The 14850-nt window shown below is 63.8% G+C and carries 13 protein-coding genes; 6 read left to right on the top strand and 7 right to left on the bottom strand.

The features are described from left to right. Positions 1–51: 51 nt before the first annotated feature. Positions 52–936 carry a MetQ/NlpA family ABC transporter substrate-binding protein gene (locus QF015_RS11395; RefSeq protein WP_310210304.1) on the bottom strand — a complete coding sequence of 295 codons (885 nt, stop codon included), beginning with the start codon at positions 934–936 and terminating at the stop codon, positions 52–54. A gap of 221 nt (positions 937–1157) precedes the next feature. Between QF015_RS11395 and QF015_RS11390 the strand changes: the two genes are divergently transcribed. The 4 genes from QF015_RS11390 to QF015_RS11375 all read left to right on the top strand — a co-directional run bounded on the left by QF015_RS11390 (position 1158) and on the right by QF015_RS11375 (position 5734). Next, a complete protein-coding gene (locus tag QF015_RS11390) occupies positions 1158–2273 on the top strand; it encodes a methionine ABC transporter ATP-binding protein (protein WP_429389091.1) in 1116 nt (371 codons plus the stop codon). A 2-nt stretch (positions 2274–2275) separates the two neighbouring features. Further along, a complete protein-coding gene (locus tag QF015_RS11385) occupies positions 2276–2935 on the top strand; it encodes a methionine ABC transporter permease (protein WP_310210298.1) in 660 nt (219 codons plus the stop codon). Between the two features lie 22 nt (positions 2936–2957). Next, entirely contained in the window at positions 2958–4118 is a 1161-nt protein-coding gene (locus tag QF015_RS11380; RefSeq protein ID WP_429389089.1) for an LLM class flavin-dependent oxidoreductase, read from the top strand. An 86-nt stretch (positions 4119–4204) separates the two neighbouring features. Continuing rightward, a complete protein-coding gene (locus QF015_RS11375) occupies positions 4205–5734 on the top strand; it encodes an MFS transporter (RefSeq protein WP_429389087.1) in 1530 nt (509 codons plus the stop codon). Here QF015_RS11375 and QF015_RS11370 read toward each other — a convergent pair. Continuing rightward, entirely contained in the window at positions 5698–6138 is a 441-nt protein-coding gene (locus tag QF015_RS11370) for a rhodanese-like domain-containing protein (RefSeq protein WP_310210288.1), read from the bottom strand. The two genes, QF015_RS11375 and QF015_RS11370, sit on opposite strands and share 37 nt — an antisense overlap. A gap of 46 nt (positions 6139–6184) precedes the next feature. Further along, positions 6185–7333, bottom strand: coding sequence for an LLM class flavin-dependent oxidoreductase (locus QF015_RS11365; RefSeq protein WP_310210286.1), 1149 nt, complete (start codon positions 7331–7333; stop codon positions 6185–6187). A gap of 395 nt (positions 7334–7728) precedes the next feature. On the opposite strand from QF015_RS11365, the gene QF015_RS11360 reads away from it, so the two are divergent. Further along, complete coding sequence (locus QF015_RS11360; protein WP_310210283.1) at positions 7729–9762, top strand: rhamnogalacturonan lyase; 2034 nt, start codon at positions 7729–7731, stop codon at positions 9760–9762. Positions 9763–9837: 75 nt separating this feature from the next. Here QF015_RS11360 and QF015_RS11355 read toward each other — a convergent pair whose 3' ends face one another. The 4 genes from QF015_RS11355 to QF015_RS11340 form a co-directional block, all read right to left on the bottom strand. Beyond that, positions 9838–10542 (bottom strand): SRPBCC family protein, encoded by a 705-nt coding sequence (locus QF015_RS11355; protein ID WP_429389083.1) that lies wholly within the window; start codon positions 10540–10542, stop codon positions 9838–9840. A gap of 91 nt (positions 10543–10633) precedes the next feature. Next, a complete protein-coding gene (locus QF015_RS11350) occupies positions 10634–11866 on the bottom strand; it encodes an amidohydrolase family protein (RefSeq protein WP_429389081.1) in 1233 nt (410 codons plus the stop codon). Position 11867: 1 nt separating this feature from the next. Then, positions 11868–12362, bottom strand: a complete 495-nt coding sequence (locus QF015_RS11345) for a GAF domain-containing protein (RefSeq protein WP_429389079.1) — start codon at positions 12360–12362, stop codon at positions 11868–11870. A 5-nt stretch (positions 12363–12367) separates the two neighbouring features. Further along, a complete protein-coding gene (locus QF015_RS11340) occupies positions 12368–13756 on the bottom strand; it encodes an MFS transporter (RefSeq protein ID WP_429389077.1) in 1389 nt (462 codons plus the stop codon). A gap of 108 nt (positions 13757–13864) precedes the next feature. On the opposite strand from QF015_RS11340, the gene QF015_RS11335 reads away from it, so the two are divergent. After that, on the top strand, positions 13865–14743 hold the full coding sequence (locus tag QF015_RS11335; protein ID WP_429389075.1) for a MurR/RpiR family transcriptional regulator: 879 nt from the start codon (positions 13865–13867) through the stop codon (positions 14741–14743). The last annotated feature ends 107 nt before the right edge of the window (positions 14744–14850 follow it).

Here is a 14850-nt window from a genome sequence, read left to right as displayed (position 1 = left end):
AGGTTGAGGGACGGCGGCGCTCTGTGGCGCAGGGCCGCCGTCCCCCACGTGCTACTTGGTCTTCTTGATGGCCTCTTCTTCAGCGGTCAGGACTTCCTGCAGCTTGGCCGCTGTCCAGTCCGCCTTGAACTGAAGGTTGCCGTCGTTCAGTTTGGTCACCGAAGCCTCAACCTCGGGCGAGTGATAGGCGTCCACGATCTTCTTCCAGGTGGGATCGTCCTTGCGATCGGCCTTCACCACGAAGCCGTTGATGTACGGGGCCAGGGACTCCGAGTTCAGGTCTTCCTTGAAGATGATCTTCTCGTCACCCAGTCCGCCCTTTTGGGCCTGGGTGTTGTTGACGACGGCAGCATCCGTGGTGCCCTTGAGCGCGTTGACAGTCTGGTTGCTGTCCACTGGGACTACCTTGATCTTGCTGGAGGTGATCTCAGCCGGGGTGGACAGCGAGTTGCCGCCGTCCTTGAGCTGCAGCAAACCGGCGGTCTGCAGGTTCAGCAGGGCACGGGCCTGGTTGGTGGGGTTGTTCGGGATGGCAACTTCGGCGTCCGCGGGCAGTTCCTCAACGGACTTGAACTTCTCCGAGTACAGCGCCAGCGGGTACACGGCGGTGGCACCCACCGGAACCAGCGTGCCGTTGCTGTTGACGTTGAACTGGGACAAGTACTTGAGGTGCTGGAACAGGTTGATGTCCACCTGGCCCTGCTGGGTTGCCGTGTTGATCTGCGCACCGTCCGTGAAGTTCTTGACCTCCAGCTCAATGCCCTGGTCCTTCAACTTGTTCTTCAACAAGGTCCAGTGTTCTTCGGCGCCGTCGTCGACGCCGATGACTACCTTGGTGGTCGCAGAGGTCGCGGAACCACTTGAAGCACCTCCGCATGCTGAGAGCGATAGGGCGGCGATCAGGCCGACGGCGGCAACTAACAGGCGGTTCTTCATGATGCTTCTCCGTACAAAGGGTATTGATGCGAATGGAAGGTACGGGGTGTCCCCCTGCCCCACGCTAGGCAGCGCGGGCAGTAGGAATCGAACGCGTCCGCAATACTCCGACGCGCATCGTCAAGGAAAGAAACCGCAGGTCACAGGGGGTCACGGGGTTCGATCTGCGGGCTCGCGCGCTGTTGGAATGGGCATCCAATCAACCCCAAAAGGAGGCTCCGGTGAGCGCGATCGTTTCGCTGCGCGGCGTCAGCAAACTGTTCCCGGTCCAAGGTGGCAACCGCGCCCAAGGAAGCAAACGCGCGGGCAACAGGACCACGGAGCCGGTACGCGCCGTCGACCATGTCACCCTGGACGTGGAGGAGGGGACCGTCGTAGGCATCGTCGGATACTCGGGGGCGGGCAAATCCACCCTCGTCCGGCTGCTCAACGGGCTGGAACGTCCCACGGAGGGGCAGGTCTTCGTCAAAGGCCAGGACATCTCGTCCCTCCCGGAAAGCGAACTCCGGAAGGTTCGCGCCGGCATCGGCATGATCTTCCAACAGTTCAACCTCCTGAAGTCCCGCACCGTGTTCGGGAACGTTGCCTACCCACTCAAGGTGGCCGGCTGGCCCAAGGACAAAATCAAGCCACGAGTGGACGAGCTCCTGGAGTTCGTGGGCATCGCTGACAAGGCTGGCTCCTACCCGCGGCGGCTTTCCGGCGGGCAGCAGCAACGCGTCGGCATCGCCCGCGCACTGGCGAACGCACCGGACATCCTCCTCGCCGACGAAGCCACCAGCGCACTGGACCCGGAAACCACCCGCGACGTCCTCCGCTTGCTCCGGCGTATCAACAAGGAACTTGGGACCACCGTTGTGGTGATTACCCACGAGATGCACGTGGTCCGGGAAATCTGCGACACCGTGGTGATGATGGAATCCGGCAAGGTGGTGGAAGCCGGGCCAACGTACTCCGTGTTCGCCAACCCCCACAGCGGCTCCACCCAGCGCTTCGTTTCCACAGCAGTCCACGGCACCCCCGAACCGGACACCGTAAGCCGGCTTGCTGCCGCGCATCCGGGCCGGCTCGTCTCCATCGGCATCTCCGAGGCTGCGCCCACGCCCTTGGTTGCTGCCACCTTTGAACGCCACGGTGTCGGCTCCAGCGTCGTGTTCGGCGGTGTCACGGAGATCCAGAACAAGATCCTCGGCACCCTCACGTATGAGCTCACGGGCAGCGACGACGCCATCGACGCCGCGCTCGCCGACTTAGGCGATGTCACCGCCGTCGAACGCCAAACGGCCGCCGATGGTGCCGTTCCGCACCTTCCCGTCCCCGCGAACGCCGGAGAATAACCATGACCGACTGGACAACGCTCCTGCCCGTCCTGGGCGAATCCTTCCAACAGACCATCTACATGGTGGTCATCACCGTGCTGCTGAGCGGCGCCGCCGGGCTGGCGCTGGGTGTCACGCTCTACGCCACCAGGCCGGGAAACCTGTTCGCCAACAAGGCCGTGTTCCCGGTCCTGAACTTCCTGGTCAACATCATCCGGCCCATCCCGTTCATCATCTTCATCACGGCCATCGCCCCGCTGACGCTGATCGTCATGGGAACCACCATCGGCACCACGGCCGCGATCCTGCCCATGGCGCTCATGGCCGGCGTCGTCATTGGGCGTGTGGTGGAACAAAACCTGGTTGCATCCGATCCCGGTGTGGTGGAAGCCGCCCGGGCCATGGGTGACAGCCGCCTGCACATCCTGTGGTCCGTGGTGATTCCCGAGTCGCTGGCGCCGCTGATCCTGGGTTACACGTTCATGATCATCGCCATCGTGGACATGTCCGCCATGGCCGGGTACATCGGCGGCGGTGGTTTGGGCAACTTCGCCATCATGTACGGCTACCAGCAGTTCAACTGGGAAGTCACCCTGGTGACCGTGCTGATCATCATCGTCATGGTCCAGGCCGCGCAGTTGCTGGGTAACTTCCTGGCCCAGCGCATCCTCCGCCGCTAACTCTTTTCAAGGGAGAACCACAATGCCTATCGAATTCCTCGGCATGGGTGCCGGCAACGATTCGACGGAGACGTCGGCGGCTACAACGCCGTTCTTCGACCCCCAGTACGCTGCCCGTATCGCGAAGATCCATGAGGACAACAACTGGGATCACGTCCTGTTCGCGTACAACTCCACCACACAGGACCCCTCGGTCCACGCAGCGTGGGTGGCGGCGAACACGGAGCGGATCCAGCTGAGGTTGGCGCACAGGCCCAACGTTTCCCACCCAACGTTCGCGGCGCGCTCCTTCCTGACGCTCGACCACATCGCCCAAGGCCGGCTGACCGTGCACTTCATCACCGGCGGTAGCCAGGCGGACCAAGCCCGCGAAGGTGATTTCCTTGCCAAGGATGCCCGGTACGGCCGGACGCAGGAATACATGCAGATCGTCCGGCGGGCCTGGTCCGGTGATTCGTTCAGTTGGGACAGTGAGCACTACCGGTTTGAAGACTTCGCTTCTGGTCTGGCGCCCTTTGCGGGGAAACGCCCGGGGATTTCCTTTGGCGGATCCTCCGAGGCTGCCTGGTCCGTGGGTGCCGCGGAGGCCGATATCTATGCGCTCTTTGGAGAGCCGTTGGCGGATGCTGCCGGGCAGCAGGAGCAGATCCTTGCGCGGGCGGCGGCCCTCGGACGCACTCATCCCCTGCGCTGGCAGATTGCGTTCCGGCCCATTGTCGCGCCAACTGATGAGCTCGCGTGGGAGAAAGCACACGCCATCCTGGGCACCTTCGAGGCCCGGCGGTCTGCCGGCGAGGTGATCGATCCTGTCCGCCACTACAACCAGAAGCCCGAAGCGGCCGGGACACAGCGACTCCTCGCCGCGGCTGAGCGCGGGGCCCTCCATGACCGTGCCCTCTGGACGGCCCTCGCCAAAGCGGCAGGCGGCGGAGGAGGAAGCGCGACGGCGTTGGTGGGCTCCTACGACACCGTCACCCAGGCGATCCTGGACTACCACGACCTCGGATTCGAGATCTTCGGCCTCCGTGGCTACGACTTCGTCCCGGACGCCCTTGAGTTCGGGCAGCACGTTATTCCGCAGCTCAAGCAGGAAGTGGCCCACCGGGAGCAGGGCAGAAGCGCCGAGGAGTTGCGCGCCGGCCAAGCGGCCGCCCGGGCCCGCGCCTTGGCCGTGCCTTCCTGACCCTCTTTGAGCTCCACCATCAATGAAATTAACCAATTCCGGTTCTTGGCTTCCTTTGACGCCAAAGTCGGTGAGGAAGGAACGCGATGAGTGGCCCAGGAAAACGTTCTGCCCTCTGGCTTTGCCTGGGTGCAGGATTCATCACGCTGCTGGACCAGTCAATGTTCGTGCTGGCAGTCCCCGCGATGTCTGCTTCCCTTCACGCCGACCCTGGCTCCGTCCAGTGGATACTTGCGAGCTACTCGCTGGCGTTCGGCGTCGCCTTGGTTCCCGCCGGCAGGTTGGGCGACATCGTTGGGCGGCGCACGCTCTTCATTGCCGGCATCGCCGTCTTCGGAGCCTCCAGCCTGGTGGGCGGCCTGGCCACTGACCCATCGTTGGTCATCATTGCCCGGCTCCTCCAAGGATTCGGCGCCGGCACTTTGAATCCGCAGGTGCTTGGCCTCCTGCAGGACATCTACTCCGGACAAGACCGCGCCAAAGCACTGGGCGCCTACGCAGCCGCCGGTGGATCCGCCGCGGTCTGCGGCCCGCTGATCGGCGGATTGATCCTCTCGCTGGGCGACCCCTCGATCGGATGGCGGATACTGTTCCTCGCGAACGTCCCTTTGGTGCTGATCCTGGTGCCATTGGCCTTCCGGCTCCTGCCACGGCCGGCAAGCCAACGCGCCGAAACCACCAGACCATCGGTAGACCTCCTTGGCGCGTTGTTGCTGGGGACAGTGGTGGTGGCATCACTCATTCCCACGATCTACGGCGCGGGCACTATTGCTGTCACCTCACTGGGGATCGGTGCAGGTGCGCTCCTGGCCTTCGCCGGCTGGGAGATCCTCTACCACCGGCGCGGCCGGACTCCGTTGCTCAGTGCCTCGCTCGCGACATCCAGAGGCTACGCGCTGGGCGTTGTGGTGGCGCTTTGCCAATTCGGCGTCGGTGCTGGAATGGCCGCTGTGACCGCCTTCTACTTCCTCTCCGGGACGGGGCTGGCACCGTTGGCGGCCGCAGCCATCCTGGCTCCGCAAGCGGCGGGAATGCTGTTGGCGTCCAGCTTCAGTTGGCGCTTTGTTGCCCGCTACGGGCGTGCCGGGATCGTGTACGCGCTGGTGGGCAGCTTGGCCTGCCTGGTGGCAAAGGACCTTTCCGTGCAAGGACTCGACGGCGGGACGGCGGCACTTGCTGTGGCCGGCGTCGGGCTGCTCCAAGGCGTGGCAACCGGACTGGTTGTGGCGCCGAACCAGACACTCACTCTTGCGCACGCGCCCGTGGGTGCCGCCGGTGTGGCAGCAGGCTTCTACCAACTCAGCCAGCGGTTTGCGGCGGCACTCTGCTCGGCTGCAGCGGCCGGCATGTTCCTGCAGGCGCAGGGTGCGGCCACCGGGGAAGCGTCCAAGAATGCCTTCCATCAAGGAATGGTGATGTGCTCCATCCTGCTGGGTATCGCACTGGTGGCCGGCGGACTCGACTGGCTGCGTGAGGCGGGGGACGGCAGAAACGCACGCGCCGCCGTCGTGACTTCCGGAAAGGAAGCCGCGACGACGGCGGCGGTACTGACGCCGGAATGCCCGGCGACGGCGGGTACTCAGCGCTCGGCGGCCACCGCCCCGGTGGACGCCTGAGCCGTGCCGGCCGGCTGGTCGGTGGGCCCGGTGGTGGGGATGCCGGCGTCGCGGAGGGCCGGGAAGCCGCCATCGACGTGAACGGCGTTGGCGTAGCCGAGGGCCTTGAGCTTCTGTGCGACGGGACGTGAACCGTTCACGGAGCCGCAGAACACCACGATGTCCTGGTCCGTGCCGCTGACCTGCGCAAGACGATGGGCGGACTCCGGGCTGAAGTCCTCTTCCACATGCTCGCGGTTCACGATCACAGCACCGGGAACTGCTCCGGTACTGGCCCGGCCACCTTCGCTGCGGACGTCGATCAGCAGGGCGCCTTCCTCGATGAGAGTGGCGGCTTCCGCGGCGGTGATGAGTTGGTTGTCTTCCTGGGTTGTGTCTTTAAGGCCGGTGGTTTCGATGGACATGGTGCTCCTTGTTCTTGAGTGAATGATGGTGGGTGGAAAGGACAAGCTAGAGACCCCAAGCCTCGGCGAGCAACTGGTAGGAGTTCTCACGGTCTGCAGGATCGTGGGCAATGGTGGTGATGAGCAATTCCTGCGCTCCGGTGGCACGTTGCAGCGTGCGGAGTCCATCGCGGACCTGGTGCGGATCGCCAACAAACCTGGTGTCGACGCGGTCCTTGACCAGCTCCGCAGCCTCGGCATCCAAGGACACCTCCAAGGCGTCTTCCGGAGAAGGATACGGAATGGCGCCGTGGCCGCTGCGGATGCCGTGAACCCAGTGCTCGTATCCTCGGGCCAGGCGGTGGGCTTGTCGTTCATCGGGCGCCACCAGGACATCCGCCGAGACGATCACGTGCGGTGCCTGCAAGGCAGCGGACGGCTTGAAATGGGAGCGGTACTCGGCGACGGAATCCAGTACGCCCGCCGGTGCGACGTGGTAGTTCGCGCCGAAGGGGAGTCCCAGCTTGCCGGCCAACCGTGCGCTGGGACCGGCTGTTGAGCCGTGGATCCAGAACTGCGGCGCCTGCCCCAACGCCGGTGTGGCAGTGACTTCCTCGCCGTGCTTGGTGCGGTAAGCACCCGTGAAGAAGCCGATGATGTCCTGGATGTCGTTCTCGAAGTTGTCCGTATCTCCGGGGAAGCGCCCCAGCAACTCGCCCTGCAGTCGGAACTTCCTCGGCAGGACAGCTCCAAAAATAGGCCGCGGTGCCGGGACCAGGAGGCCGTCGATAACACGGTCGGCGGGCCCGGCTTCGGCGGAACCAGCCGGTGGGACGACTCCCGGAGCCGGTTCGCCGGACGATTTCGGAGGCCCGGAGCGCCCGAAGCCCAGATCCAGCCGGTCGGGAAATACGGCGGCAAGGGTTCCGATGCTTTCAGCGATCTGCAACGGGCGGTAATTCCCCAGCAGGGTGGCAGCAGTTCCGACGCGGATGGTGCGGGTGGCTGACGCCACCAGGCCGGCCAGGATATGCGGTGCAGAACCTGCCACTCCCGTGTTCAGGTGGTGCTCAGCCAGCCAATACCGCGAGTACCCGGCAGCCTCGGCAGCGACGGCGAGGGCGAGCGTGCTGCGCAGTGCCTCACCGGGTGTTTGTCCGGATGACACCGGGCTTAGATCGAGGACGGACAGCGGGGTGATGGGAGGCGTCGGCATGGCACGACACTACGGACGCACCTTGCCGGGCCAAAGCTGGAGCGTCACCCCGCTCAATCCGGCTCAACCCTGCGAAATCCTGGGAAATCCGGGGAAACGGACCGTCATAAGAACGCCTTTGTTGCCCCGGAATGAGGACTTCCCGGTGGATGCCGGTGGGCGGCCGATGGTGCAGATCGCTGGGATTTCGAACAAATAGCACCAAACTCTCACAGTCATTTCCTGTCAAACCCTTGACCGGGCCGTTGAGACGCTGGTAAACCTTGTGGGCGGAAAGCGTTTTCTCACACAACCCACCACCGGCGCCTAAGTGGCGCGGCGCTTTGGGCGACATGAGTGAAACGTTCCAAAAAAGTGCGTGCAGACCCACTGCCGCCCATCAAAGGAGATGTTCTTTGGCTTACCCCTCGAAATGTTCCTACCGCCCCTCCCGTGGCCGTGCGTGGAAAGCAGTCCCGCTCGCGGCCTCCGCTTCACTCGCTGCCGCGGCCATCGCGCTGACGGGTGTCCCACTCGCCCAAGCAGCCCCCACCCAACTCCCGCAGGCAGCGCAAGCCGGCCTTCCCGGCGTCGTGCCTGCCGCGAAAGACGCAGCATCGCTGAAGCGCCAAGTGGAAAACCTGGACCGGGCGCCGGTTGCGGTTCTGACGGACCAAGGTGTCACCGTGAGTTGGCGCATGCTGGGCCTGGACAAAGACAGCATCGGCTTCCAGGTCCTGCGCGATGGCGTCAACATCACTCCCGAGCCCATCCGCAATGCCACCATGTTCGTGGACCCCACAGGCACGGCACAGTCCAGCTATGTCATCAAGACCGTCGGAAACGGACAGGGCCAGGACAAACTGACCGAAGCCGTGACGCCACTGGCGCAGAACTACTTGGCCATTAAGCTCGACAAACCGGCTGACGGAGTGACCCCGGACGGCAAGGCTTACACGTACTCGGCCAACGACGCCACCGTCGCGGACCTCGACGGCGACGGCAAGTACGAGGTCATCCAGACCTGGTCGCCGTCCAATGCCAAGGACAACTCCCAGTCCGGCTACACGGGCAATGTCTACGTGGACGCCTACAAGCTGGACGGAACCAAGCTGTGGCGCATTGACCTGGGCCGCAACATCCGCGCCGGCGCGCACTACACCCAGGTCCTGGCCTACGACTTCGACGGCGACGGCAAAGCCGAAGTGGCCTTCAAGACGGCCGACGGCACCCGCGATGCGGCCGGTACCGTGATTGGAAACGCCGACGCCGACTTCCGCAACACCGCCGGCTACGTCCTGTCCGGTCCCGAATTCCTCACCGTCTTCAAGGGGGAAACCGGAACCATCCTGGACACCGTGGCCTACGAGCCCGAGCGCGGCACGGTAGCCAGCTGGGGCGACAACTACGGCAACCGGGTGGACCGCTTCCTGGCCGGCGTGGCCTACCTCGACGGCGAGCACCCCTCCATGATGTTCAGCCGCGGCTACTACACCCGCACGGTCCTGGTGACGTACGACCTCGTCAACGGCAAGCTGGTGAAGCGCTGGGCGTTCGATTCAAACCTGGCCGGCGATCAGTACAAGGGGCAGGGCAACCACAACCTCTCGGTCGCCGACGTAGATCAGGACGGCAAGGACGAGTTCGTCTTCGGTTCCATGACCATCGACGACAATGGCCAGCCGTTGTACAACACCAAACTTGGCCACGGCGATGCCATCCACACAAGCGACCTGGACCCGTCGAGGCCCGGACTGGAAACCTTCGCCGTCCACGAAAGCATGAGCCAGAGCGGCAACCGCGGCGCGACCTTCCGTGATGCCGCGACAGGCGAGGTGCTGTGGAGCATCCCGGCCATCAAGGACACCGGCCGTGGCGCGGCAGGCGACATCGATCCCCGCTACGCCGGAGCTGAAGGCTGGGCCATTGGCGGAACGGCGGCCTGGGATTCACCCGTCGGTCAGCTCATGTCAGCCCATGGTGAATTGATTGCCGAGAAGATCCCGGCCGCCAACTTCCTGGCCTGGTGGGATGGCGACCTGCTGCGTGAGATCGTGGACCACGATTACGACGCCACCGTGTCCCGCGGCGTTCCCACCATTTCCAAGTGGAACTGGGAAACGGAAACCAGTGACCGCCTCCTGACCGCTGAGGGCGCCCGCAGCAACAACACCACTAAGGGAAACCCGTCCATCCAGGCTGACATCCTGGGCGACTGGCGCGAAGAGATCGCGTGGCCGTCCACGGACAGCTCCGAGCTGCGGATCTACACCACCACGGCTCCCACCGAGGTCCGGCTGCGGACCCTGATGCACGACACCGTCTACCGGACAGCCGTTGCCCGTGAGAACGTTGCCTACAACCAGCCGCCGCACCCGAGCTTCTTCATCGGTGAGGGTATGCAGCCGCCGGCGATGCCCGCGGTCGTGTACACCGGCACCAAGAAGTAGCCGCAGCTGTTAACGAAAAGTGCCGCCCGGGTCGCGTTGACCCGGGTGGCACTTCAGCGTGGTCGGCTGCAAGCCCTACCTTTGTCCGGGCAGCCCACCCATCGGTGGAATGAAGCCTTCTCCGCGGTCCTCGTCGTCCTTCCGCTCAGCGGCGCTGCGGGTATCGCTGTCAGCCGTCTCATCCGAGTCGCCGTCCAGGTCGGCAAGACCGTTGGTCTGGTCGAACGGGTGGGTGACGGGGTCGACGATCGGCGTTGTGTCCGGGGCGCCGGGTGAAGGGTCGACGGCGGCAGCCGCTGTTCCGGTGGTACCTGCCGGTCCGCTGGTGGTGGCCGGAGTTGCGGTGGGCGCGGAGGTTTCCGGTGCCTGCTTTTCGATGTACTCCTTGAACTTCTTCAAGTCGGACTCAGCCTGCCTTTCGATGACGTGCAGTTTGTCCCCGAGGAATTCGAGGACGCCATGGGGTTCGTATTCCAGGGACAGATGCAGTGATGTTTGGCTGGGGCCGGCTTCCTTGAAATCCACCCAACCTGCATTCTTGACACCGTCCACGGCGGCCCAGGCCACGGCCCGGTCCACGTCCTGCTGAACGATCCTGGCTTCCCAGCGGCGATGGACGCCTGCGATTTCGGCCACCCATTCCAGCCGGTCGTCGCCCAGCCGCGTCACGCGTTCCACCCCGCCCATGAAGTGCGGGAATTCCTCGAACCGCGTCCACTGCCTGTAGGCCGTACTGATCGGAACGTTGACCATGATCGTCTTATTTACCTTCGTGGTCATGATGTCCGCCTCCTCCTTGACTCGATATTGATCAGCATACTTACAGTATCGGGCTTTTTGGAGGGATGGAACAGGGCCTGAGAGTGCAGGGCTAGTCGATCACCCGGCCGTTCTGTACGAGGTGCTCCAGATGCCCGGAGATATCGGCCAACACGGCGATGTCTGCCACCGGGTCGGCGCCGAGCACCAGCAGGTCCGCGTCCGCTCCCGGGGCAACCACGCCAATTTCGCCTTCACGCTCCAGTAGTTGGGCCGCCGTCGTGGTCGCCGAGCGAATGGCGTCAATCGCGGGCTGAACCTTGCCCAGCAGCCTGAATTGTTCGTTCTGGTGGCGGTGCATTCCGCCCAGAAGGTCCGAGCCGAAGGCCATTTTGACGCCGGCCTCGTGGGCACGCGCGATCGCTTCGAGCCCGCTGGTGAGGACGGAGTCCACTTTGGCCCACATGTCCTCGGTCAGCCCGAATTCCTTGCCCTCTTCCTTCAGTGCCCAATAGGTGACCAGCGTCGGGACCAGGAAAGCATCCATTTCGAGGAAGAGGTTGAGGCTCTGGTCGTCCAGCAGGTTGCCGTGTTCGATCGAGCGGACGCCGGCTTCCAGTGCGCGGTTGATGGCTTTGGCGGTGTAGGCATGGGCCGCGACGTAGCGGTTTGCCGCCTGGGCTTCTTCGACCGCGGCGCGCATCTCTTCCATGGAGTACTGGGTGGAGTCGATGCGGTCGGTGGGGGAGGAGACGCCGCCGGACGCCATGATCTTGATGTGGTGGGCGCCCTTGCGGATCTCGTCGCGGGCGGCAGCGCGGACTGCATCAACGCCGTCGGCCACCCGTCCGATACCGCAGCATCCGCGGCCATTGGGATCGTGGTCTTCGCCCGGCAACCGCATGTCACCGTGACCACCGGTCTGGCTGAGCGCGTGGCCGCAGAAGTGGATCTTCGGTCCCTCCAGCAGACCTTCCTGCTGTGCCATGGCCAATCCAAAATCAGCTCCGGACAGGTCGCGGACCGTGGTGAACCCGCGGCGCAGCATCGCACCCATGATGCGGGCGGTCTGCGCATAGACGTAGGACGGCGGCGTATACGTCAGCGAACGGAAATCGGCGCTGGAGGCGACCACATGGACGTGGGCATCGATCAGGCCGGGAATGACGAACTTGCCCGTGCCATCGATCACGCGTGCACCCGAAGGTGCCTCGGCGTTCGGTTCGACGCTGCTGATCTTTCCCTCAACGCTCACGACGTCGGCAGTTGAGTAGGTGCCTGCCTGCACGTCCAGGACGCTTGCGTTGCGGATGACCAGGGGTGTGCTCTCTGGGGTGGTGCTCATGCTAAACAGTGTCCTTCCCGGGGGCTTCAGTGACTTCGGGGATTTCAGTGGGATGGGAGGCAAAGGCCTGGACCAGTCCGGCCAGGTTCGCAGTGGTGACCTCGACGGCGGTATCCACACTGTGCTGTGTGTACTTGCCTTCTGCGTCCAGGAGAGCGAGGACGCCCACGACGTTGCGGTGGTCGTCGAGGACGGGCACGTTGATGACGGCGCCGCAACCGAGCTGCTGGATCAGCCCGGAATCCGAGAAGACGTCCCGGAGCGATTCGAGGTCGGGTGCAAGGAACGGCTTCTTGTCCTCGATGACCGTCCCGAGCCAGCCCGGGGAGATCTCCACCGTTTTCTCGCCTCCCACCGGATACTCGGCCGGGTGGCTGGTGAAGAGGCGTCTGAGGCTGGAGCGCTGCGGGATCCACTGGAGGACCGTGAAAAGGACAACCCCTGGATTTCTTTGCAGGGCTTCAAAGGTTTGCTGGAACACTGTGTCGGTCTTCATGGCGCTCACTTTTTTCCTGCCGCTGCCGGGTCATGTTCGGCGCGGGCGTTGATGTCCTCCAAGGACTTGCCTGCAGTGGAGGCGCCGAAGATCACCACGCCCAGGACGCCGATGGTCAGCACCACGGTGGTCATGGTGAACACGCCGCCGAAGCCAAGGGAAGCGGCGAAGATGCCGATGATGGACGGTGCCAGGATGCTGCCGATGCGGCCCACTGCGCTGGCCAGGCCAACACCAGTGGCACGCATCCAGGTGGGGAAGAGTTCCGGGGTGTAGGCGTAGACGCCGGCGTAGGTGCCGTTGAGGAAGAAGGACAAGGTTGCAGCGGCCAACAGGATCATGCCGGAGTCGTTCGACTGGCTCAGCCAGAAAGCGCTGATGGCCGATCCCGCCAGGTAGAGCGCGATGGTGTTCTTGCGGTCAATCCGGTCACATAACCAGGCGGCGGAGAAGTAGCCGGGGATCTGCGCCAGGTAAATGAGGATGGAGAACTCAAAGCTCTTGGTGATGGTGATTCCGCGTCCTACCAGCAGGGTGGGAATCCAGGAGAAGAAGCCGTAGTAGGAGAACGTGATCACAAACCAGATCAGCCAGATCACTGCGGTCCGGCGGCGCATGGCCTTGGACCACATGAAGGCCAGGGCGTTCCAAATGCTGATCTTTTGTTCGTGCTTGGTGATTTCCTCCTCGGCGGCCGGCAGGGGTGCCAGGGGCTTGCCGGTGGCTTTCACGACGCTCTGCTCGAAGCGGTCCACTACTTCCGTGGCTTCGGCTATGCGCCCGCGGCTGATGAGGTAGCGCGGGGATTCCGGGAGGCTGCGGCGCCACCAGAGAAGGAGAAGGATGGGTACTGCGGTGATGACCTGCGCCCAGCGCCAGCCGTCCTCGCCCATCGGGACAACGAAGCGGCCGATCAATGCTGCGGCCACGAATCCGAAGGAGAAGAACCCTGCCAGGGTTCCGATGAACCAGCCCCGGCGCTTCGGCGGAATGAACTCGGAGAGGAACGGCGCGATGATCACACTTTCAGCGCCTGCGCCCAGTCCTGCAAAGATCCGTGCAATCAGGAAGATTTCGAAGTTGGGGGCCATGGCGGCGATCACTGACATCAGGCAGTAGAAGGCCAGCGCCCACAACATGACCTTCTTACGGCCAAAGCGATCGCCCAGCCAACCGGCCAGGATGGCGCCGAAGAAAAAGCCGAACGGGGCGGCTGAGCCCACCAGCCCGAGGCTGGCGGTACTGAGGCCCCACAGTTCCTGGATGCGCGGGAGCAGGAAAGCAACCACTGCCCCGTCCATGCCGTCGAACGAGTAGCCGAGGCCTCCGATGAGGAGAAGCTTGTAGTGTGGTCGACTGAGAGCCAGACGATCCAAGCGTGCTGTGAGAGACATGGTGATTCCTGCCAAAGTGGGCCAAGTTGTACATTTTTAGGAATATGCACAGATCTGTGCAGAAGTGATGTATCGAAGTTACGGCCAAAGTGTGAGGTAGGTCAATAGATGGAAGAAGATTTCGACTCGTCAACGTTGACCGAGTGGCTCGACAGCCGTGTCCAGGGGCGGAAGCTCGCGGCTCGCCAAATGCAGGTCATCGGCATCCTCCGATCCCAGCCCCGGCTTGCGTCCTATGGCTCCGTCAGTGACATTGCCGCAGTGGCCGCCTCAAACGCCTCCACCGTGACAAGGACCGCGCAAACACTGGGATTCAAGGGTTGGGCTGACTTCCAGTTCGAGCTCCGGTCACGCTTCCTGGCATCCCTGAGCGCAGTGGAGGTTGCGGCCGAACACAACGGCCACATCAGTAGTCCTGCACAGGCTGCGGTATCCACTGACCGGGCGAATCTGGCGCATTTCGAGCGCACATTGGACGCCCACACTCTCCATAGTATTGCGGAGGCGATCGCGGGTGCACGGCAAACTTACATCGTTGCCGCCGGTAGCTACGCGATTCCCGGCAAGGCCCTGGAGCACAACGCGATCATCGCCGGCTACAACGTCCGGCTCCTGGACGCCGACGTCGCAGCCCTCACCAATGCCATTGCACGGCTCGGTGCAGAGGACCTGCTCATCGCCATCAGCCTTTGGCGGGTTTATGACAGCACCATGCGGGCCGTCGACATCGCCCACGGCCTGGGCACGCCCATCGTGTCCATCACGGACAGCGCCGGGTCGCCCGTGGCAGTGCATGCCGACCACAGGATTGTGGTGCCTACTGAGGGCGCCGGCTTCTTCCCATCGTTGACGGGCGCGGTGGCTGCGGTCCAGGCGATCGCCGTCGAGCTTGCCTCTTTGGATCGGGAACGCTCCAACCAGAACATCGCTGCCTCGGAGCGGACCTGGGACCAAATGCGGATCATGCATCCGCGCTCCAGTTCCTAGAGCTGTGGCATCCTGACCCTCTTTGGGCCCAGCAGGAGCTGAAAACAACCCCTTTGGGTTACTTTCCGGCCCAGACGTCCCCAAAGAAGGTCAGGAAGCAACGGAAA

It is taken from the genome of Paenarthrobacter sp. TE4293, assembly GCF_050435325.1.
Classification (GTDB): domain Bacteria; phylum Actinomycetota; class Actinomycetes; order Actinomycetales; family Micrococcaceae; genus Arthrobacter; species Arthrobacter nitroguajacolicus_C.
The sequence above is the reverse complement of the archived record's forward strand: the minus strand, read 5'-3'. Positions and strand labels throughout refer to the sequence as shown.